Below are 19,931 nucleotides of genomic sequence, written 5' to 3' on the forward strand. Positions count from 1 at the left end.
CGAGGTCTAGCTGTTCTGTCCGGGGAGGTTGTGGACGGTGAGCCAATCTTGAACAGGTGAGGGCCTTCCGGTTCGGTGTGGATTGCGACGTCTACACCAACCAGAAAGGCCCTCTGGTCCACCGTAATGCACCCCTGACCGAGACCGGACGCCTGCGTCTGGCCCGCTGCGTGGTCCAGGACCGCTGGCCGTTGCGGCGGGCCGCCGAGCGGTTCCAGGTTTCACCCACCACGGCCCAGCGATGGGCTGAGCGCCACCGACAGTTCGGCGAAGCCGGAATGTCCGACCGTTCCTCCCGACCGCGCACAAGCCCAGCGATGGCCGCCTCTCAGGGGTTCTCGTCATGGATCCGCGCACCCAGATCCTCCGCCCACTCCAGCGCCCACGCCTTGAGTTCTTCGATCTGCCGGGAGGTGAGCCCGTACGCGGTGTAGTCCTCATCCTCGTACCAGTCAGCGCCGATCAGCCGGTCCCGGAGGTCTTCGAGGCTGAACTCGTCGTGGGCGCGACGACGGCCCAGGGATTCGAGGTCGGCGAGGGAGCGGTGGCGGGAGGCAGCCTGGACGTCGATGAGGTCGCGGACGGTACCGCGGTCGGCGAGGGCACGGACCTTGGTGCCGATCACGTCGTCGAGGGAAAGAACGGGGCCGTAGGGGGTCTGGGCGGGCGGAGCCCAGAACGCCTCCTTGAGGACGTCGACCTCGCACTCCTCGCCGGTGTCCGGATCGGTGACGAGGAACCGGCCGCTGAGCGGATCGGTCTGGACGTGCGTGGTCCGCCATCCGCGCGCGCTGAGGCCGGCTGTGAGGGAGGCGACGATCTCCTGCATCGGAGCGGGGTTCTCGGTGGCGACGTCGAGGTCGCGGCTGAAGCGTTCGACCAGGCCGTGGGCCTGCACGGCGTATCCGCCGGTGAGGACCAGAGGGTAGGGGGAGCCGAGGTCGAGGATGTCGGCGAGGAGACGCTCGTGGAGCGGAGTGAGCTTCATGCGGCGGTCGTGCCGGCCGGAGCGGTGCAAAGCAGCAGCTCGGGGAAGGCGTCCTCCCAGACCTCGCGGATGTAGGGACTGATCAAGCGCCGCAGCACGGGCCACTGCTCGATGAGCAGCCGGTGGTGCAGGAGGGCCATCAGGTCCTCGCGCAGTCCTTCGGCGAGGACGGTCCGGTAGAGCGTCATGCGGGACTTCGGACGGTCCAGGCTGTAGCTCGTCCGCCCGGACCAGACGATGTGGAGCGGCAGGTCCACGTTGCCCTCGACGGGGCCGGCCAGCTCCTGCAAGCGCTCGGGCAGTCGGCTGCGGTAGCGGTCCCGCAGCACCTCGGCGCGGGGGGCGGTGATCGTCGTGTCCATGCATCCAGTATCGCTGCTGGGAGGCGGCGGCATGGCGGATACAGGGCTCCCTGTCGTACGTACGGGTCGGGCACCGCCCGCCCCTCCCTCGCACATCTCACCCAGTGGGCGCTTAGCGCATCATGGTCTACCCGTGCAGCCCACAGTGACGCGGCAACGGGCCACCCTGCCGACCCGGGACCGGCCCCGCTCTCGGGCGCGGGTGATCATGACGCACGCAGGTCACGTGGAGGGCCGCCGCGGTGGAGTCGGCTGCGGCTGCGGTCTCGGTGTCGTAAATGACGACGGTGCCGAAGCCGAGGCCCACGGCGCCGGGGACGAGAAGGACACCGGGACGGGCGGGGTCGCGGTAGCTGCCAGAGGAGGCAATCGGCATCCATGAGGCACGCCGCTTCAGTTTCCCCCCGGACCGCCGCCGACGGCTCGGCAGGCGTCGTATCGAAAGGTCGAGTCATGCCGGTCCTGGCCGCGTCGACCGCCGCCCGCACAGTGGGACACACACGCCTCAGCTCCGTCCTGGCTTCGGCAGTGCGCAACACGTCCCTCACTTGGCCCACGTCGCGGGCGAGCAGGAGCCGGACTCCGAGATCCTCGAGTTCCTCGGCCAGGTTGTCGAGCATGCGCACGGCGCTGACATCGACGAAGGGAACTGTTTCGGCGTCGATCACGACCGCCGTCACCCCTTCACGGGCGGCGGCCCCCCGGGCCTCGGACCGGATCCGCTCGGCGTTGGCGAAGTAGATGCCGGCCTCGACGCGCAGCACGATCACTCCGGGAATCCTGCGGCTCTCGCTGTGTCTGTCGAGTGCGGCGAAGCGTCCGTTCCCGGGCAGTTGCCCCAGTTCGCTGATGACCGGACGCGAGGAGCGGTACAGGAGCAGGAGCAGGGAGACGCCGATGCCGATGAAGAGGCCAGGCAACGTGTCGAAGACCATCACCCCGAGCATTGCCGCGACCGCGGCCATGAAATCCGGCCGCGCGGCGACGCCGTAGGCCTGGCCGGGCCTACGAGTGAAGACGCGGTAGAGGGAGACCAGCGAGTGGGAGTCGACCAGTTCCACCACTGCCGCGATCACCACCCCGGCGAGCACCGCCTCGGGGAGCGGTTCGAAGAGGCCGGTGAGAAAGAGGAGCGTGATCACGGTCAGGGCGGCCACGAGGATCCCGGAGAGCTGGGTGCGTGCGCCCGCCGACCAGTTGACAGCGGTCTTCGAGAGGCTGCTGTTGACGACCATGCCGCTGGACAGGCCGGCGGCGCCGAGCCCGATCAGCTCGCGGTTGGCGTCGACCTCGTAGTGGTCGCGGGCGGCGTAGTTCTCCGCCGCACCGAGCCCCTCGGCGAAGGCGACGAGCGTCACGCCGACGCTCCCGGCAGCGAGGCCGCCGAGGTCGTCGACCGAGACATCGGGGAAGCCGAACGAGGGCAGACCGGTCTCGATGCTGCCGACGACATCGACACCGTGGTCCTCCAGATCAAAAACCGCAGCTACGGCAATTCCCAGCGACACCGCGATCAGCGAGCCGGGTACCCCCGGGGCGGCCCGCTTGAGAACGAGGATCAAGGCGAGGCTGCCGACGCCGGCCAGGACGGTGAAGCCGCTGGTGCCGCCGAGGTCTCCGATCAGGGCCCAGATCTTCTCGAAAAAGTTCCCGGACCCGCCCTCGACACCGAAGAGCTTCGGCAGCTGGCCCGCGATGATCGTCAGTGCCAGGCCCACGATGAAGCCCTTCAGCACCGGCTCGGAGATGAGATTCGCAAGGAAGCCGAGGCGCAGCAGTCCGGCGAGGAGCGCCGCGATGCCCACCGTGACGGCCAGGGCCGCCGTGAGCGCGGCGGAGTGCGCGCCGGGACCGCCCGCGGCCTCACCGACGATCGCCGCCGAGAGTGCCGCCGTGGCCGCCATCGGCCCGACCACCAGGTGTCAGGAGCTGCCGAAGGCGGCGTAGAGGATCAGGGCCGCCGGCGCGGCGTAGAGGCCGACGACGGGCGAGACGCCGGCGATCGTCGCGTAGGCGAGCGCCTCGGGCACGAGAACCGCCCACACGGTCATCGCGGCCGACGCGTCCCGCCCCAGCCACTGCCACCGGTAACCCCGCAGTGAGGGGAACAGCCAGTGCATGTCCGTCCTCACGAGGAGAGATCACTTATGGCATCGCCCATCAGCTTCGCGGCGAAGAGCAGGCAGGTCACGGCCATGATCGTCGTGTTGTTCCGCTCCATCCAGAGCTTGAGACCGTCGAGGATGCGCTTCGAGCGCCAGGTCGAGCACGCTGACCCAGTCGGCGGGCTGCCCCTGGTCGTTCGGGCCGGCGCCGCCGGAGACCAGCAGCACGATCGTGCCGACCAGGGCCAGGCCCAGGAGCAACGCCGGCCCGTTGGAACGCGCCCCGGGGGTGGCGAGCATCAGCACCACACCGATGATCGGGAACGCGCTCAGCGCCACGGCGACGCCGTAGGACAGAACCTGACCGATCGCCTCACCCACGGCCGTCTGCCTACGCCGGTTCGATCTCGCCCGGCCGCCAGCTCTTGTCGAACCAGCTTTCGAGCGGGCCGTGGAGCCGCAGCATCACGAAGAACCCCTTGCCGGGCACGGTCTGGACCCAGTTCGCCTTCTGGCCTTCCGGCGCGGTGGGGCCGAAGTGGACGACGGTGTCGCCGTTGCTCTCGTGCCGGACGCCTTCCGACTGGCTGTTGACGCTCGGGTAGGGGTGCTCCGTGCGCAGCAGCGACCGGGGCTGGGGGTCGTAGGCGTTGACGGCCCAGAAGTTCTTCACCGGGATGCCGCTCGGCAGGGCGAGCGTGTAACTCCTACCGCCATCGAGCCACTCGCCCGTGGAGTCCTCCGCCGTGTAGGCCGGCCACGGTGGCCACTCTGTGGTGGGAGCGGCACGCGGCGAACCCGGTGCTGCCCGTGGACATGCTGCGCCGCCGCCCCCTGCTGCTGTGCTCGTTGCTCGCCCTGCTGCCCGGCGCCGGCCTGTTCGGCGCCCTGGCGTACCTCCCCTCCTGGATCCAGCGTGCCTACGGCGCCTCGGCGACGACGGCCGGCCTGATGACTGCTGCCGGTCACCCCGGGGATCGTGAGCCGAGCCGCACGACGGCACGAGGGGAAGGCTCGGACACCGACCGGTGCGCCGCCGACGTCGGGTGGACGTCGGCGGCGCACCGGTCCCACCGTGTCAGGCCCCCTCGGGAGCGGGGTGCGGCAGCGCCACGGGGGGACGGCGGGTCAGCGGCAGCAGTACGCCCGCGAGCAGCAGGGTGACCAGGCCGAGCGCCGCGACGGCCGTGGCCAGACCGCCGAGCGGTCCCTGTCCGCCGAGGAGGACCAGGGGGCAGAGGAACTGGCCCAGGAAGAACGCCGACGTCCACAGTCCGGTACCGCGCCCCCGGTCGGCGAAGTCGAGCCGGGACATGGCCAGCGTCAGCAGGGACGGCAGCAGCAGTCCGGTGCCGACGCAGTTGACCACGGCGGCGGCGACCAGCAGGGGGACGCTGTCGGCGAATCCCATCAGGAGGAATCCGGCACCGCACAGCAGAAAGACGGCGGGGAGCCGACGGCGCGGGCTGTCGGTGAGCCGGGTGAAGACGACGGAGCCGGCGACGGTGGCCGCGCTGGCGATCGCCGTGGCGGCACCGATGACGCCGGTGGAGCCGACGCCCAGGTCGTCGAGGAGGTAGGACATCTCCACGGGCACGGTGTAGAAGACGACGGCGCCGAACACGGTCAGCAGGCAGATGCCGGCCATCCGGCGCACGGGGAACGGACGGGCCTCCGTCCCGGCACGGGCCTGCCCGTCTCCGGCCGACGGCTGCGGGTCCGGCAGGGCCCGGGCCATGGCGAGGGCGAGCAGCAGTCCGACCGCGTAGAGCCAGAAGGGGGCGCGCCAGCCCGCCGACCCCAGTGCTCCGCCGACCACGAAGAAGACCGTGGCGGACGCCGACGCGCACATCGTCTGCAGTGCGAGGTACCGGTCGCGGACCCGTCCCGTGTAGTAGTCGCCGATCAGCGTGGTGCAAGCGGTCATGACGGCCGCCTCGGCGACGCCCACCAGGACCCGGCTGGCCAGGATGGTGTGCAGCGAGTCGAGCCACAGCGGGGCCGTACCGAACAGCGCGTACAGGACGGTCGCCACGACCAGCAGGCGCTTGCGGCCGAGCCGGTCGACGACGGCACCCGCGAAGGGGGCGAGCAGGGCGAGGGACAGCGCCGGGACGGTGAGTACGAGGGGGACCAGCGCCGCGCTGCCGGCGACGCCCTCGAAGTGGTCCTGCATGCGGGGCAGCACCGGGGCGAGCAGCACGGCGCCGAGGACGGGCAGGCAGCTGCCGGCCATCAGCAGAACGGCGGGCAGCCTGCCCGCCGGCGGGCCGACGTGGTCGCGGGCGGGCGGGGAGGCGGGAGCGGGCATGGCGGCACTCCGGGACGCGAGAGGGGAGGGATGGCGCCGCACGGCGGGCGGGCCCCCGGTGGGGGGAACCGGCACGTGGGCGGTCGGCGTGGCACGACTATGCGTTCCTGACGCGGGTTCTGCACACCCCCGCCACCATCCGCATTCCGGATGCAGCCGATCCAGCGCCTGGATATCGGGCCGGACGGTGACACGCGCCCGGGCCGGTCCTCGGCACACCGGCTGTGTCAGGACGGGAGTCGCTGCTCGTCCGCACCGGTCATGCGCCTGGCGACCCTGGCGGCGGTCTCGCGCAGCCAGATGTGGGCCGCGTCGTGCGTGTGCACCGGATGCCACCACAGCGCTTCCCGCAGCGGCACCGCCTCGTACGGCGGCTCCACCACCCGGACGGGGGCCAGGGGTGCCATCAAGCGGGCGAGGCGGGCCTGCGCCAGGGCGATCCGGCGCGTGCCGGCGACCATCAGGGGCAGCAGATGGAAGCTGTCCACGGAGACCTCGACGCGCGGCTCGATACCGAGCATGCCGAGCTGGCGCACGGCGGGCGCGTCGTAGGTGCGCTGGTAGATCACCCACGGCAGGCGGGCCAGGTCCTGCCGGGTGAGGCGGTCCTCGACGCTCGGGTGGTCCTTCGACACGAGGAAGACCCAGCGGTCGTCGTAGAGGTCGGTGGCGGGGAAGTCGCTGATGACGCCGTGCGGCATGAGGAGGCCGTCGGTGGCGCTCAGCAGGGTGGCCGTGTCGTCGGTGACGCTGGGCGGGGTCTGGGTGAGGCGCAGCCGGATCCCCGGGGCCTCCTCGTGCACGGTGCGCGCGAGTTCGGCGCCGAAGACGGCGACCGCGTAGTCGGAGGCCAGCAGCCGGAACTCGCGGTTCTCCCTGGTCGGGTCGAAGTCGGCCTGGCTCGCGAAGAGGCGTTCCAGTACGTCGTGTGCGGTGGCGGTGCGGTCGAGCAGGACCTGGCCGAGGGCGGTGAGTTCGTAGTGACCGCCGACACGGGCGAGCAGGTCGTCGTCGAAGTGCCGGCGCAGCCGGGCCAGGGCGGCGCTCATGGCGGGCTGGCTGAGCCCGACGCGCTGCCCGGCCCGGGTCACGTTGCGCTCCTCGAGCAGGGCGCGCAGCGCGACGACGAGGTTGAGGTCGAGACGGGCCAGGTTCACGGGACTCCCTTGGGTGCGGCACCGACGGCAGCGCGATAAACACGGTGGATGCCGGTCATCCACAGAATCTATTTCCGCGATCACTGGTGCGGGGTTCAGAGTAGTCGCACGCCATCAGGAGGACATGTCCGTGAAACCCGAACCCACGTCCGCACTGTTCGCCGGACCGTTCGCGCTCGCCACCCTCTCCGCCCCCGACGGGCCGGCCTTCCCCGCTCTCGTGACTCCCGACGGTCGGGTGACCGACCTCAGAGCGGCCCTGTCCGACGACTCGCTGACGACGCGAGGGCTTCTGGAGAGCTGGGACACGGCCCTGCCTCGACTGCGGGACCTGGTCGCCGGCGGTGATGTGGAACGCCGACCGCTGGGCGGCTTCCGGGTGCACGCTCCGGTCGAGCCGCGCCAGGTGTTCCAGTCGGGCGCGAACTACCGGCAGCACGTGATCGACCTGCACGTGGCCCACCGCGCCCCCGGCGACGACCGGCCCGAGGAGGAGAGGCGGGCCGAGGCGGCGGAGATCATGGACCGGCGGGCGGCCGAGGACCTGCCGTACGTGTTCATCGGCCTGCCGAGCGCGATCACCGGCCCGTACGACGACGTCGTGCTGCCCGCCTGGGCCGAGAAACCGGACTGGGAACTGGAGTTGGCCGTCGTGATCGGACGGACCGCCCACCGGGTCTCCGTCGCGGAGGCCGCGCGGTGCATCGCGGGGTACACCATCGCCAATGATCTGACCGACCGGGCGACCGTCTTCCGCCGGGACATGCCGGCCATCGGCACCGACTGGCTGCGCAGCAAGAACGCTCCCGGGTTCACCCCCCTGGGCCCGTGGATCGTGCCCGCCGAGTCGATCGCGAACCCCGGCGACCTGCGCGTCACGCTCGAGCTCAACGGCGAGACCATGCAGGACGAGTCCACCCAGGACATGATCTTCGACGCCGCCCGCATGGTGGCGTACGCCTCCCAGACCGCACGGCTCCTGCCCGGCGACCTGGTGCTGACCGGCAGCCCGGCGGGCAACGGCATGCACTGGGGCCGGCTGCTGCGCGACGGCGACGTCATGGAGGGCTCGATCACGGGACTCGGTGTACAGCGCACCCGGTGCACGGCGGAGGTGTCGTGACCCTCGACCGGCACGACCCCGGGGGCGCGATCGCCGAGGCCGCCAGGACGTGCTCCAACTGGGGCCGTTGGGGCGAGGGCGACGTGCTCGGCACGCTCAACTTCCTCGACGAGGCCAAGCGCCGGGAAGGCGCGTCCCTGGTGCGGCGCGGTGTCAGCTTCTCGCTCTCGCAGCGCTTCGACATGAACGGCCCGCAGAAGGGCTGGCGGCGCCGGACCAACCCCGTACACACCATGCTGGACACCGGCACCGACGCCGCCCTCGGCAACCAGGGCTTCCCGCACGGCATCGGCGGCGCCGACGACGTCATCAGCATGCCGCTGCAGTGCTCGACCCAGTGGGACGGGCTCGGTCACATCTTCGACCACGGCAGGGCCTGGAACGGGAGGGCGGCCGAGAAGGTCGTCACCTCCGACGGCGACCTGGTCACCGGCATCGAGCACATGGCGCCCCATGTCGCCGGACGCGGCGTGCTGTTGGACGTGGGCCGGGTCGTCGGTGGGAACGGTGAGCTGCCGGACGGCTTCGCGATCACCGGGAAACACCTGACCGCGACCGCCGCCGCCCACGGCGTGGAGGTCGGCCGGGGTGACATCGTCCTGGTGCGCACCGGTCAGCTCGCCCGGGTCCGCCGCGGCGGCTGGGGCGACTACGCGGGTGGCCCGGCACCCGGTCTGTCGTTCACCACGGCCGACTGGCTGCACCGCACCGAGATCGCCGCGGTCGCCACCGACACCTGGGGCTTCGAGGTACGGCCCAACGAGTTCGAGCACGCCTTCCAGCCCCTGCACCAGGTGGCGATCCCGCACATCGGTCTGCTGATCGGCGAGATGTGGGACCTGGAGGCCCTCGCCGAGGACTGCGCGGGCGACGGCGCGTACGCGTTCTGGCTCACCGCCGCACCGCTGCCCATCACCGGCGCCGTCGGCTCCCCGGTCAACCCCGTCGCCGTCAAGTAAGCAGCGGAACGAAGGAGTTCCCCCATGAGCACATCCCCTACCGTCCTCGTCGTCGGCGGCGGCGCGTCCGGCTGCGCCGTGACCGTCCTGCTGCGCCGGGCCGGTGTCGCCGTCGACCTGATCGAGGCCAGGGACGACTGGAACGCCACCGCCGGCTCCGGGATCACCCTCCAGGGCAACGCCCTGCGCGTCCTGCGCGAACTCGGCGTGTGGGAGCAGGTGGAGGAGTCCGGCTTCGGTTTCGACTCGGTCGGCATCACCGCCCCCGACGGCACTGTCCTGCACGTCGCCCGGGACATCCGCACCGGCGGCGACGACCTGCCCGCCACCATGGGCATGCAGCGCCCTCAGCTCCAGCGGGCCCTGACCGACGCCGTCCGCGCGAGTGGCGCGGCGGTGCGGCTGGGCACCAGGGCCGAGACGTTCGACCAGGACGGCGACGGGGTGACGGTCCGCTTCAGCGACGGCACCGAGGGCCGCTACGACCTGGTGGTCGCGGCCGACGGACTGGGCTCCGCCACCCGCGCCGCGATCGGCATCACCGACAAGCCGGAGCCGACCGGCATGGCCATCTGGCGCATCGCCGCCCCGCGGCCCGCCGGTGTGACCCGTACCGACCTCGCCTACGGCGGCCCCGCCTACATCGCCGGCTACTGCCCCACCAGCGACAGCACCCTCTACGCGTACGTCGTCGAGGCCAACCGCGACCGGGCGTCCATCCCGCCGGAGACCTACGCGGACGAGATGCGCCGCCTGGCCTCCGCCTACGGCGGCTGCTGGCCGGAGATCACCGGGCACATCACCGACCCGGCGAAGGTCAACTACACCTGGTTCGACCGGCTGCTGGTGGAGGGGGCGTGGCACCGCGGCCGCGTGGTCCTCGTCGGGGACGCCGCGCACTGCTGCCCGCCCACCCTCGCCCAGGGTGCGGCGATGTCGATCGAGGACGCCTGGGTGCTGGCCGGGCTGCTCACCGGCGGCCGGGCGTGGGACGACGCGCTGTTCCAGGCGTACTACGAACGCCGCGTTCCGCGCGTGCGCGCGGTGGTGGAGGCGTCCGTGCAGCTCGGGCAGTGGCAGCTCGACGGGGTGCGCGACGCCGACGTGGCCGGGCTGATGGGCCGCACCATGGCGATGCTGCGGGAGCTGCCGTGACCACGCCCCCCACGGTGGACGTGCACGCGCACGTCCTGCTGCCCGAGGTCGACGCCCTGGTGGCCGGTCTGCCGGGGCTGGCGGAGGCGAAGGCGCTGGACGCCCGCCGCAACGGACCCGCCGCGCCGGCGGTCAGCGGCCCGATGGTGCGCGAGCGCATCCCGCGGCTGACCGACGCCGGCGTGCGGCTGGCCGCGATGGACGCCCAGGGGGTGGACGTGCAACTGGTCAGCCCCTCCCCCTCGCACTACCACTACTGGACCGGCGCGAAGACGTCCGAGAAGGTGTACCGGCTCGCGGGCGAGGCGACGGCCGCGCACTGTGCGGCCGCCCCGGACCGGCTGAAGGGGCTGGGGCTGGCTCCCCTGCACCATCCCGGGCTGGCCGTCGACGCCCTCCGGCACGCCCTGGACCAGGGCCTGCTGGGCGTGGAGATCTCCAGTCACGCCCCGGGGCGCGAGCTGTCCGATCCGGCGTACGAGCCCTTCTGGTCGCGGGCCGAGGAGACGGGCGCGATCGTCTTCCTGCATCCCTTCGGGTGCACGCTCGACGAGCGCCTGGACCAGTGGTACCTGTCCAACACCGTCGGCCAGCCCACCGAGAACGCCGTCGCGCTGTCGCACCTGATCTTCTCCGGGGTGCTCGACCGCCACCCCGGGCTGAAGGTCCTCGCAGCGCACGGCGGCGGCTACCTGCCCACCCACATCGGACGCTCCGACCACGCCTGGTCCGCCCGCTCCGACGCCGGCACGGGCTGCGCCCACCTGCCCAGCAGTTACCTGAAGCGCCTGTACTTCGACTCGCTCGTCCACGATCCGCACGTGCTGCGGGAGTTGATCCGCGTCGCCGGGCCCGACCGGGTGCTGCTCGGCTCCGACTTCCCCTTCGACATGGGCACCGAGGACCCCGTCGGCGCGTTGCGCGCGGCCCGGCTGCCCGACTCCGACTTCCACGCCGTACGCGGCGGCAACGCCACCGCCCTCCTCTTCAAGGAGTGATCATGAGCGCACGTCTGCTCACCCACCTCCGGCACGTCGACCTCGCCGTGCCCGACTACGACAAGCAGCTCGACTTCTACGCCGGTGTCTGGGGCCTGACGAAGGTCGCCGAGGACTCCGGCATCTCCTTCCTCGCCGCCGAAGGCTCCCCCGAGCAGTACGTGATCCGGCTGCGCAGGGCCGACGAGAAGCGCTTGGACCTCGTCTCCTACGGCGCCGCGAACCCGGCCGACGTCGACGCCCTCGCCGAGCGACTGCTCGCGGGCGGCGTGCAGCTGACCTCCCGGCCGGGCAAGGTCGACACCCCCGGCGGCGGCTACGGCTTCCGCTTCTTCGACGTCGACGGCCGCACCGTGGAGGTCTCCGCCGACGTCGAGGTGCGCCGGCACCGCAAGATCGAGGAGAGGGAGTCGATCCCGGTCAAGCTGTCCCACGTCGTGCTCAACTCCCCCGACCTGGACCGCACCCGGGAGTGGTACGAACGCCACCTCGGCTTCGCGCTGTCCGACACGCTCAGCTCGCCGCACATGGGCGAGGTCATGCACTTCATGCGGATCAGCAACCAGCACCACTCCATGGCGCTCGCCAAGGGCCCGCACACCTCCCTGCACCACGTCTCCTTCGAGATGCGCGGCATCGACGAGTACATGCGCGGCTCCGGCCGCGTGATGCGCGCCGGGTACCGGAAGATCTGGGGGCCCGGCCGGCACATGGCCGGAGACAACACCTTCACCTACTTCCTCGACCCGCACGGCAACACCGTCGAGTACACCACCGAGCTGGAGTGCCTGGACGAGGACACCTGGCACCCCCACGTCCACGACTTCTCCCAGCCCGAGGTCACCGACCAGTGGGGCACCGCCAACCCGATGAACGAGCTCGTCGCCAAGGAGTCCTTCAACGACCCCGACCGCGGCGTCTTCGTCGCCCCACCGGTCTGATCCTCTCCCCGTCCCCCGTCCCCCGGCGCCGGGGGCGCGGCACTCCCCCGGCAGGCCCCGACTGCCGCCGCGTCCCCGGCCCCACCACCCCCGCCAGGAGCCCTCGCATGCGCTTCGCCACCTACGAACACCGGCACCGGTCCCGCCTCGCGGTGGTCGACAAGGAGGGTGTGCTGTACCCGGTGCCCGGTACCCGCTCGCTCACCGAGGTCCTCGCCGACGGAACCGGACTCCCCGCTCTGCTCGACCTCGGCGCCGCCACCCTCGGCGTCCCGGCCGGCCCGCACGTCTCCGAGGTCCGCCTGCTGCCACCGCTCCGCCCCGCCTCGGTACGGGACTTCGTGACCTTCGAGGAGCACGTGGAAGGCGTACGACGGTCCGTCGACGGCGCGGCCGGCGTACCCGGGCAGTGGTATGCCGCCCCGACCTTCTACTTCACCAACCCGCACGCCGTGTACGGCCCGCGCGACGACATCCCGGTGCCGCCCGGCTCGGCAGTCCTGGACTTCGAGCTGGAGGTCGGCGCGGTGATCGGCCGCGAGGGCCGTGACCTCACCCCCGAGCAGGCCCGCGACCACATCGTCGGCTACACCGTCTTCAACGACTGGTCCGCCCGCGACCTGCAGTCCGCGGAGATGACGGTCGGCCTCGGCCCCTGCAAGGGCAAGGACACCGCCACCACCCTCGGCCCGTACCTGGTCACCGCCGACGAACTGGAGCCGTACCGCGACAACGAGGGTTTCCTGCGGCTGGCGCTGACCGCCGAGGTCAACGGCGAGGTCGTCGGCAGGGACCTGCTGTCCAACATGAGCTGGACGTTCGAGGAGATGGCCGCCTACGCCGCGCGCGGCACCCGGGTCGTACCGGGTGACGTCCTCGGGTCGGGCACCTGCGGAAACGGCGGCTGCCTCGCCGAACTGTGGGGCCTGCGCGGCGAGCAGAGCCCGCCGCCGCTGAAGCCCGGTGACACCGTCACGCTCACCGTGGAGGGCATCGGGACGGTGTCGAGCACCGTTGTTCCCGGCGCCGATCCGGTGCCTCTGCCCACCGGCCGGCGCCGAAGCCGGAAGCGGCCGTGAACGAACTCCGCCCCCGGAGACTGCGGGGCCGGGTGGTCGTCGTCACCGGCGCGGCCCGCGGTCAGGGCGCCGCCGAGGCCGAGGCGCTCGCCCTGGAAGGAGCACGGGTGATCGCCACCGACGCGCGGCCGGAGGGCGACTGCCGCCGCCTCGACGTCACCAGCGAAGCGGAGTGGGCCGGCCTCGCCGCCGAACCGAAGGAGGCGTACGGGCAGGTCCACGGCCTGGTCAGCAATGCGGGAGTCACCTGGCGGGCGCGGCTCGGCGGCGTACGGGCGGAGGACTTCGACCGGGTCCACGCGGTCAACGTCACCGGCCCCCTGCTCGGTATCCAGCACCTCGCCCCGCTGATGCCTCCGGGCTCCTCGATCGTCAACGTCGGTTCCTCCGCCGCGCTCACCGCCCACTACCCGGTCGCCTACACCGCCAGCAAGTGGGACCTGCGTGGCCTGTCGAGGACCGCCGCACTCGAACTCGGGCCGCGTGGCATCCGGGTCAACATCATCCATCCCGGCTACATCGAGACCGGCATGACCGCCTCGGTCACGCCCGCCTTTCGCGAGGCCAACGTCCGGGAAACCCCGCTGGGTCGCACCGGGACCGCCGCCGAGGTCGCCCCGCTCGTGGTCTTCCTGCTGTCGGACGAGTCGTCGTTCATCACGGGCGCCGAGATCCCCGTCGACGGCGGCCTCACCGCGCACGGCGGCGTGAAGTCCATGTCCGACGCCCTGCGCGAGGGAGTGCCGTGAAGCAGAACGGAGGCGAGACCGCCCCGGAAACCGGCTGCGGCCGGGACCGGGCCGGCCCCCTTGCCCGCCGGGCCCCCGGCTCCGCACACGGAGAGGGTGCTGCCCCGTCGTCGCCGAGGGCGCGCCCGTGGCCCGCGGGGGGCCGCTGCACGGGGAGACCGTCGGGACCCGGCGGCTCATCGCCCGCGGGGGCGGTGCCGCCCGCCCCCAGGGCCACCGGCATACACGTCGTCGGCGCGGGACGGTCCACCGTCCGGCCCGGCGCGGCACACTGAAAGGAACACCTCACCGTGGACAAAGTCATCGGCAGCGCCGCCGAGGCCGTGGCCGACCTCCCCGACGGCGCCTCGCTCGCCGTCGGCGGCTTCGGCCTCAGCGGCGTGCCCGAGGTCCTGATCCGTGCTCTGCACGCCCGAAGGACGGGCGGCCTGCGGGTCGTCTCCAACAACTGCGGGGTCGACGGCCGCGGCCTCGGCGTCCTGCTCGCCGCCGGCCGTATCGCCCGTGTCACCGGGTCCTACGTCGGCGAGAACAAGGAGTTCGCCCGCCAGTACCTGTCCGGAGAGCTGGAGGTCGAACTCGTCCCCCAGGGCACGCTCGCCGAACGCCTGCGCGCGGGCGGCGCCGGCATCCCCGCCTTCTACACCCCGGCCGGCGTCGGCACCCAGGTCGCGAAGGGCGGTCTGCCCTGGCGCTACGCTCCCGACGGCACGGTCGCCGTCGCCTCACCGCCGAAGGAGACCCGCGACTTCGCGGGCCGCCCGCACATCCTGGAGCACGGCATCACCACCGACTTCGCCCTCGTCCGCGCCTGGCGCGGCGACCGCCACGGCAACCTGCTCTTCCGCCGCGCGGCCGCCAACTTCAACCCCCTGGCCGCCATGGCCGGCCGCGTCGCCATCGCCGAGGTCGAGGAACTCGTCGAACCGGGTGAGCTGTCCCCCGACGAGATCCACCTGCCCGGCGTCTACGTCCAGCGAGTCGTACGGCTCACCCCCGGGGAAGCCGCGGACAAGCAGATCGAGAAGAGGACCGTACGCGCATGAGCTGGAACCGCGACCAGATGGCCGCCCGCGCCGCCGCCGAACTCACCGACGGCTCCTACGTCAACCTCGGCATCGGCCTGCCCACCCTGATCCCGGGTCACCTGCCGCCCGGTGTGCACGTCGTACTGCACTCCGAGAACGGCATCCTCGGCACCGGCCCCTGTCCGACGGAGGACGAGGTCGACCCCGACCTGATCAACGCCGGCAAGGAGAGCGTCACCGTCCTGCCCGGCGCGAGCTTCTTCGACTCCGCCCTGTCCTTCGGCATGATCCGCGGTGGCCACATCGACATCGCCGTCCTCGGTTCCATGCAGGTGTCCGCCCGCGGCGACCTGGCCAACTGGATGGTCCCGGGCAAGATGGTCAAGGGCATGGGCGGCGCCATGGACCTCGTCCACGGCGCCCGCCGCGTCGTCGTCCTCATGGAGCACACCGCCAAGGACGGCAGCCCCAAGATCCTCGAGGAGTGCACCCTGCCGCTCACCGGTGAACGGTGCGTGCACCGCGTCGTCACCGACCTCGGCGTCCTGGACGTCAGGCCGGAGGGCCTCGTACTGGTCGAGACCGCCCCCGGTGTCACAGTGGAGGACATCGTGGTGCGGACCGGGGCCGAGGTGCTGGTGGACCACGCGGCAGCGGCGTACTGAACGCGCCCGCCCCGGCCCGTCGCCGCACGACCTGGTCGTGACGGCCCTCTCCCACGACCGCTACGGCCTGCCCGGCCGCGCGACTGCCGCTCAGCCCCCGCACCGTGGACCACCACCTGCGCAACAGCTTCAGCCGGCTGGGCGTCCGCTCACGGGTCGAGCCGGCACTGCTGATGAACGGCGATCGAACGGAACGGAGCGGCGGCAGCGGGGGCGGGATCGCCTGACCGGGGGGCGGCCGCGGCAGGGTCGGGCGGAGAGCCCGCCCTCCTCGGATTCGGCAGAGGCGGTGATGCGCGGGCACGTCGACGCGGACGGTGGCACGGGAGTGGGCCTGGCGGACGCGATGAACGTTGCCCTGGCGGCGGCCTTCCGGACGGCCGACGTCTTCACGACGGACGGCCACTTCCGCATGATGCGGCCACTGACCGGGCAACCCTCCTTCCGGCTGCTCCCCGACGATCTCTGACAGCCGATTGAGCGGCGAGACGGTGCGGGAGGACGAGCCGCGCTCCGGCCCAGGGCGGTCGTCCAGTGGTGGGCCGGAGCGGTCCCGCGGACGGCGGCGGTCCGATGAAGGCCCGGGTCTCGGATGCCGCGGAATCCCGGTGCCGCGGATCACGTGAAGCAGGGTACCCCCGTGCCGGCTCAGCCCGGCCACGTCCGGGGTGGCCGGGCCCGTGAGGCGGGTCAGGGGCCACAGCCGGCCGCCATGAGTGTGGCCGGACGGCTGGAGAGGTCTACCCCTTACCGGGCGGCCTTTCAGCACCCCGGCCCGTGAGCGGCGCCCGTCACCGATACCCGGTGGCGTCTGCCGGTCTGCCGGCGTTGTCGACTTCGACCAGGTAACGCCAGCAGTCGGGGCGCGAGCCGTCGAGATCAGTGAAGTCGTATTCCTGCGCGACCTGCCCGCTGGACAGCGACCGACCGTTCCAGCGCGCGATGTCGGCGTCGCCTGCCAACGCCGCGACCGCGCGTCCGACGTACGCCGGACTCTCCGAAATACAAAAGTGCGGCACCGTGGTCAGCGCGTCGCGCCAGTTGTCCTCGGTGACGCCGAGCGTGTCGAGCATCATCTCTGAACGCATCCAGCCCGGGGTGAGTGCCACCGCCGTCCCGCCATGCGGCTTCAGCTCGTGTGCGAGCACGAACGCCATGCGTAACACGCTGTTCTTGGCCAGATCGTAGAAGTACGAGTTGCGGTAGCGCGTTCCGTTGTACGCGGACGTTCCGTCGGTCATCTCGACCACGAGTCCGCCCGGTCGACGCACGAGCAGCGGCAACACGAAGTGGCTGGTGATCGCGTGGGTCTCCACGCCGAGTCGGAGCAGCCGCAGCCCGTTGTCGAGGTCGTGTTCCCATACCGCTTTGTCGAAAGCGAACAGCCGCTCTCCGCCCCAGATGTCGTTGACCAGCACGTCGAGCCGCCCCTGTTCGGCGTCGATGCGCTCGGCCAGCGCACGGACCTGCTCGGGTACCAAGTGGTCGGTCGGCACCGCGATGCCGGTTCCGCCCGCCGCGGTGACGAGCTCCGCGGTCTCCTCGATCGTTTCGGACCGGTCGTACTCCGAGCGCCGTTCCCGAGTCGTGCGGCCGGTGACGTAGACCGTCGCACCTGCCGCACCGAGCTGGACGGCGATGCCGCGTCCAGCTCCCCGTGTCGCACCCGCGACCAGCGTGATCCTTCCGCGGAGGTCTGGTGCCGATGTGTCGGGCATGAATCTCATCGAGTTCCTTGTCTGTCTGCACGAGCCGGCCCACGTCAGTCGTCGACGCCGACCGGTGACACCATGATCGATCCAAAACCCGACACCTTGTGTCGCATTTTTCACTGTTCGACACGACGGAGGGACCGAGGTTTTTCCCACCTGTCTGCCGAGCACGGCCGTCGAGGAAGCAGGAGGGGTGTCGAGTCCGTACCGTCACGCCAGGAGCTTCCGCACGCTTGTCCGCCCAGCCGGCGCCGATCCGCCCACCTCCACCACCGGACTGGCGGCACGTTGCCGTGGGCACGGCACGCGAGGGCGCCTCCTGCCCGCCGGACGACAGCCACTGCCGGTACCGGCCCTTCCGCGCCGCGGTCACACCTACGCCCAGCCCGCTGCCGGGTTCGACACAGGCACCACCACCGCCCGTCGGTACGTCACCGGGGCCGCCGACGTCCTGACCACCTTCGCCCCGGCGCTCGCCGAAACAGTGGAGCCCGCCTCCGCCAAGGCGTTCGTGACCCTGGACGGCACACCACCGCCGGCCGACAGGATCGCCGCCGACCGCTCCTTCCATTCCGGGGAGCACAAGAAGCACTGCATCGACGCGCACGTGGTCACCGCCCCGCACGGGCGACTGCCGTGAGGGCGCGGCCGCGGCGAGCGGGGCCCGAGCGGTACGGAAGCACATATGCACGAGCGCAACGCCGCATCAGGCGCGGGGTGACGCTTCCGGCGGTTCCCCCCTGCGGGCCCAGGAGGGCCGCTCCACCGGCCCGGGGCACCGCTCCGCGGCGCGATTTCCCCGTTCAGCCGGTCGAACGAACTCTCCGGACGGCGGCGCACCGAAGGGGCCGCCGACGGTGCGCCGGTGGCACCAAGAGGTCCGACGGGAACGTCCCACCCACCACATCGTTCGCTCACGCACATTCACTGAATCGTTTTCTGGCAACGTTCGACAATCCCGTCCCAGGATCGGCAAAGCCAACTCCCGCAGGTGGAGACCGCTGCCCCGCACCCTTGTGACGTCGATAACGGTTTGTGTTTGGTTCCGTGATTTCCCGATGGACTGTGTTGACTTTACGAGTCGTTAACAGTCAATGTGTGCGCACCCCGACCGCTCCGGGACACGTAGCAGAGCGGCACGCACCTGAGGAGACGCCATGTCACTGCGGACCCAACGCCCCGTGTTCCGCCGGGCCCTGGTGGCCCTTGCCGCCCTTCCCCTGCTCGCCACGGCGGCGTGCGGCGGCGGCTCCGGCACCGAGGACAGCGCCTCGGGCGGTCAGGGCACGTGCGAGAAGAGCGAGGGCAAGGTCAAGCTGACGTACTGGTCCTGGATCCCCGGCGTCGAGAAGGCGGTGGCCGAGTGGAACCGCCAGAACCCGGACGTCCAGGTGTCCGTCAAGTCGACCCCGAACGGCAACGCCGGCACGTACCAGAACATGTCCAACGCCCTGAAGGCGGGCAACGCCCCCGACCTCGGCCAGATCGAGTACGACTCGCTGGCGAACTTCCGCCTCCAGGAGGGCCTCACCGACATCGCCGCGTGCGCGGGCGTCAAGGAGGCCGAGGACGACTTCGTCGAGTGGACCTGGTCGCAGGTGACCTTCGGGTCCGGCGGCGAGGACGGGGTCTGGGCGGTGCCGCAGGACACGGGCCCGATGGCCCTCTTCTACCGCAAGGACCTGTTCGAGAAGCACGGCATATCCGTCCCGGGAACCTGGGAGGAGTACTACGAGGCGGCCAAGAAGCTGAAGAAGGCCGACCCGAAGGCGTACATGACGCACTTCTCGCAGACGGACCCGAACTGGTTCAGCGGCATGCTGTGGCAGAAGGGCGCGAACATGTTCGCCCAGGAGGGCGACGCGTGGAAGGTCGACGTCGACAGCCCGGCCGCCGGCGAGGTGGCGGACTACTGGCAGAAGATGATCGACGAGGAGCTGGTCGCGACCGATCTGCAGGGCTTCTCCCCGGCGCTCTACAAGGCGTGGAACAACGGCGAGGTGGCGACCTGGGTCAGCGCCGCCTGGGGCTACAGCACCATTCGTGACAACGCCAAGGCGACCTCCGGCAAGTGGGGCGTCGCGCCGATGCCGCAATGGTCGGCGGGCGACGACAGGGCCGGCAACTGGGGCGGCTCGACCACGGCCGTCCTCGGCAAGAGCGAACACCCCCACGAGGCGGCGAAGTTCGCGCTGTGGCTGAACACGGACCCGAAGGCGCTGGAGATCCTCAACCGTGAGGGCGGTCTCTACCCCGCGGCCACCGAGGGCCTCGAGCTGGAGGCCCTGCAGCAGCCGGTGGACTTCTACGACGGCCAGAAGATCTTCGACGTCTTCGCCGACGCCTCCAAGAACGTCACCACGGACTGGACCTTCGGTCCGACGATGACGGACACCTACCGCTTCATGGGTGACGGCATCGCGGGAGCGCTGGGCGGCAAGGGAACGCTCGAGGACGCACTCGCGCAGACGGATGCCAAGACGGTGGACTCCCTGGAGAAGCAGTCCCTCGAGGTCGCGAAGTAAGTGACGGGCACCGGCGGTGCGTGGGAACACGCCCGCCGGTCCTTTCCCCCCTCGTCAAGGAAGCCTGGGAAGAG

General features: G+C 71.4%; 20 protein-coding genes and 3 pseudogenes. 14 read left to right on the plus strand and 9 right to left on the minus strand.

What is annotated here, in order from left to right; genetic code table 11:
• Window positions 1-113 precede the first annotated feature (113 nt).
• Window positions 114-314, plus strand: a pseudogene (locus TU30_RS33860) (leucine zipper domain-containing protein); the annotation flags it as partial.
• A 14-nt stretch (window positions 315-328) separates the two neighbouring features.
• Here the strand turns inward: TU30_RS33860 and TU30_RS09085 are convergent.
• From TU30_RS09085 to TU30_RS09115, 8 genes and pseudogenes are all read right to left on the minus strand, one after another.
• Window positions 329-988: a nucleotidyl transferase AbiEii/AbiGii toxin family protein gene (locus TU30_RS09085; RefSeq protein ID WP_042167176.1), complete on the minus strand. Its 660-nt coding sequence runs from the start codon at window positions 986-988 to the stop codon at window positions 329-331.
• Window positions 985-1,350 carry a hypothetical protein gene (locus TU30_RS09090; RefSeq protein ID WP_042166916.1) on the minus strand — a complete coding sequence of 122 codons (366 nt, stop codon included), beginning with the start codon at window positions 1,348-1,350 and terminating at the stop codon, window positions 985-987. Before TU30_RS09090 ends, TU30_RS09085 begins: the two co-directional genes overlap by 4 nt.
• 206 nt (window positions 1,351-1,556) lie before the next feature.
• Window positions 1,557-2,315 (minus strand): STAS domain-containing protein, encoded by a 759-nt coding sequence (locus TU30_RS37025; protein ID WP_370626606.1) that lies wholly within the window; start codon window positions 2,313-2,315, stop codon window positions 1,557-1,559.
• A gap of 63 nt (window positions 2,316-2,378) precedes the next feature.
• Window positions 2,379-3,470: pseudogene (locus TU30_RS37030) on the minus strand (SulP family inorganic anion transporter); the annotation flags it as partial.
• Window positions 3,471-3,491: 21 nt separating this feature from the next.
• Window positions 3,492-3,836 (minus strand): hypothetical protein, encoded by a 345-nt coding sequence (locus TU30_RS09100; RefSeq protein ID WP_052479762.1) that lies wholly within the window; start codon window positions 3,834-3,836, stop codon window positions 3,492-3,494.
• A 10-nt stretch (window positions 3,837-3,846) separates the two neighbouring features.
• Window positions 3,847-4,458 (minus strand): DUF1214 domain-containing protein, encoded by a 612-nt coding sequence (locus TU30_RS37035; RefSeq protein ID WP_234307813.1) that lies wholly within the window; start codon window positions 4,456-4,458, stop codon window positions 3,847-3,849.
• 75 nt (window positions 4,459-4,533) lie between these two features.
• On the minus strand, window positions 4,534-5,766 hold the full coding sequence (locus TU30_RS09110; RefSeq protein WP_042166921.1) for an MFS transporter: 1,233 nt from the start codon (window positions 5,764-5,766) through the stop codon (window positions 4,534-4,536).
• A gap of 227 nt (window positions 5,767-5,993) precedes the next feature.
• Window positions 5,994-6,923 carry a LysR family transcriptional regulator gene (locus TU30_RS09115; RefSeq protein ID WP_042166924.1) on the minus strand — a complete coding sequence of 310 codons (930 nt, stop codon included), beginning with the start codon at window positions 6,921-6,923 and terminating at the stop codon, window positions 5,994-5,996.
• A 124-nt stretch (window positions 6,924-7,047) separates the two neighbouring features.
• On the opposite strand from TU30_RS09115, the gene TU30_RS09120 reads away from it, so the two are divergent.
• From TU30_RS09120 to TU30_RS09165, 11 genes and pseudogenes are all read left to right on the plus strand, one after another.
• Complete coding sequence (locus TU30_RS09120) at window positions 7,048-8,046, plus strand: fumarylacetoacetate hydrolase family protein (protein ID WP_042166926.1); 999 nt, start codon at window positions 7,048-7,050, stop codon at window positions 8,044-8,046.
• Window positions 8,043-9,005, plus strand: a complete 963-nt coding sequence (locus TU30_RS09125) for a cyclase family protein (protein ID WP_042166928.1) — start codon at window positions 8,043-8,045, stop codon at window positions 9,003-9,005. The genes TU30_RS09120 and TU30_RS09125 overlap by 4 nt, the downstream gene beginning before the upstream one ends.
• A 24-nt stretch (window positions 9,006-9,029) precedes the next feature.
• Window positions 9,030-10,160, plus strand: a complete 1,131-nt coding sequence (locus TU30_RS09130; RefSeq protein WP_042166930.1) for an FAD-dependent oxidoreductase — start codon at window positions 9,030-9,032, stop codon at window positions 10,158-10,160.
• On the plus strand, window positions 10,157-11,158 hold the full coding sequence (locus tag TU30_RS09135) for an amidohydrolase family protein (protein WP_042166932.1): 1,002 nt from the start codon (window positions 10,157-10,159) through the stop codon (window positions 11,156-11,158). Before TU30_RS09130 ends, TU30_RS09135 begins: the two co-directional genes overlap by 4 nt.
• Window positions 11,159-11,160: 2 nt before the next feature.
• Window positions 11,161-12,099 carry a VOC family protein gene (locus tag TU30_RS09140; protein ID WP_042166935.1) on the plus strand — a complete coding sequence of 313 codons (939 nt, stop codon included), beginning with the start codon at window positions 11,161-11,163 and terminating at the stop codon, window positions 12,097-12,099.
• 107 nt (window positions 12,100-12,206) lie between these two features.
• Window positions 12,207-13,178 carry a fumarylacetoacetate hydrolase family protein gene (locus TU30_RS09145; RefSeq protein WP_042166938.1) on the plus strand — a complete coding sequence of 324 codons (972 nt, stop codon included), beginning with the start codon at window positions 12,207-12,209 and terminating at the stop codon, window positions 13,176-13,178.
• On the plus strand, window positions 13,175-13,927 hold the full coding sequence (locus TU30_RS09150; protein ID WP_042166941.1) for an SDR family oxidoreductase: 753 nt from the start codon (window positions 13,175-13,177) through the stop codon (window positions 13,925-13,927). The genes TU30_RS09145 and TU30_RS09150 overlap by 4 nt, the downstream gene beginning before the upstream one ends.
• A gap of 290 nt (window positions 13,928-14,217) precedes the next feature.
• On the plus strand, window positions 14,218-14,973 hold the full coding sequence (locus TU30_RS09155) for a CoA transferase subunit A (RefSeq protein WP_042166943.1): 756 nt from the start codon (window positions 14,218-14,220) through the stop codon (window positions 14,971-14,973).
• A complete protein-coding gene (locus TU30_RS09160; protein WP_042166946.1) occupies window positions 14,970-15,620 on the plus strand; it encodes a CoA transferase subunit B in 651 nt (216 codons plus the stop codon). The genes TU30_RS09155 and TU30_RS09160 overlap by 4 nt, the downstream gene beginning before the upstream one ends.
• Before the next feature lie 74 nt (window positions 15,621-15,694).
• Window positions 15,695-15,847, plus strand: a pseudogene (locus TU30_RS33865) (LuxR C-terminal-related transcriptional regulator); the annotation flags it as partial.
• Window positions 15,848-15,912: 65 nt separating this feature from the next.
• The gene (locus TU30_RS09165) at window positions 15,913-16,089 is read left to right on the plus strand and encodes a hypothetical protein (RefSeq protein ID WP_370626600.1); all 177 of its coding nucleotides are present in this window, start codon (window positions 15,913-15,915) and stop codon (window positions 16,087-16,089) included.
• 322 nt (window positions 16,090-16,411) lie between these two features.
• Here TU30_RS09165 and TU30_RS09170 read toward each other — a convergent pair whose 3' ends face one another.
• Entirely contained in the window at window positions 16,412-17,347 is a 936-nt protein-coding gene (locus TU30_RS09170; RefSeq protein WP_107068405.1) for an SDR family oxidoreductase, read from the minus strand.
• Between the two features lie 178 nt (window positions 17,348-17,525).
• On the opposite strand from TU30_RS09170, the gene TU30_RS09175 reads away from it, so the two are divergent.
• Both TU30_RS09175 and TU30_RS09180 read left to right on the plus strand, forming a co-directional pair.
• Window positions 17,526-17,972 (plus strand): hypothetical protein, encoded by a 447-nt coding sequence (locus tag TU30_RS09175; protein WP_052479763.1) that lies wholly within the window; start codon window positions 17,526-17,528, stop codon window positions 17,970-17,972.
• A gap of 517 nt (window positions 17,973-18,489) precedes the next feature.
• Complete coding sequence (locus TU30_RS09180; protein ID WP_042166952.1) at window positions 18,490-19,857, plus strand: ABC transporter substrate-binding protein; 1,368 nt, start codon at window positions 18,490-18,492, stop codon at window positions 19,855-19,857.
• Window positions 19,858-19,931: the final 74 nt, after the last annotated feature.

It is taken from the genome of Streptomyces sp. NBRC 110035 (assembly GCF_000829695.1).
Classification (GTDB): Bacteria; Actinomycetota; Actinomycetes; order Streptomycetales; family Streptomycetaceae; genus Streptomyces.

What these genes read in the sequence shown, in the direction of transcription:
- TU30_RS09130 (WP_042166930.1), top strand. Translation starts at nt 9,030, where the DNA reads ATGAGCACATCCCCTACCGTCCTCGTCGTCGGCGGCGGCGCGTCCGGC.
- TU30_RS09090 (WP_042166916.1), bottom strand. Translation starts at nt 1,350, where the DNA reads ATGGACACGACGATCACCGCCCCCCGCGCCGAGGTGCTGCGGGACCGC.
- TU30_RS09140 (WP_042166935.1), top strand. Translation starts at nt 11,161, where the DNA reads ATGAGCGCACGTCTGCTCACCCACCTCCGGCACGTCGACCTCGCCGTG.
- TU30_RS09120 (WP_042166926.1), top strand. Translation starts at nt 7,048, where the DNA reads ATGTCCGTGAAACCCGAACCCACGTCCGCACTGTTCGCCGGACCGTTC.
- TU30_RS37025 (WP_370626606.1), bottom strand. Translation starts at nt 2,315, where the DNA reads ATGGCCGCGGTCGCGGCAATGCTCGGGGTGATGGTCTTCGACACGTTG.
- TU30_RS09170 (WP_107068405.1), bottom strand. Translation starts at nt 17,347, where the DNA reads ATGAGATTCATGCCCGACACATCGGCACCAGACCTCCGCGGAAGGATC.
- TU30_RS09145 (WP_042166938.1), top strand. Translation starts at nt 12,207, where the DNA reads ATGCGCTTCGCCACCTACGAACACCGGCACCGGTCCCGCCTCGCGGTG.
- TU30_RS09160 (WP_042166946.1), top strand. Translation starts at nt 14,970, where the DNA reads ATGAGCTGGAACCGCGACCAGATGGCCGCCCGCGCCGCCGCCGAACTC.
- TU30_RS09180 (WP_042166952.1), top strand. Translation starts at nt 18,490, where the DNA reads ATGTCACTGCGGACCCAACGCCCCGTGTTCCGCCGGGCCCTGGTGGCC.
- TU30_RS09085 (WP_042167176.1), bottom strand. Translation starts at nt 988, where the DNA reads ATGAAGCTCACTCCGCTCCACGAGCGTCTCCTCGCCGACATCCTCGAC.
- TU30_RS09165 (WP_370626600.1), top strand. Translation starts at nt 15,913, where the DNA reads ATGCGCGGGCACGTCGACGCGGACGGTGGCACGGGAGTGGGCCTGGCG.
- TU30_RS09110 (WP_042166921.1), bottom strand. Translation starts at nt 5,766, where the DNA reads ATGCCCGCTCCCGCCTCCCCGCCCGCCCGCGACCACGTCGGCCCGCCG.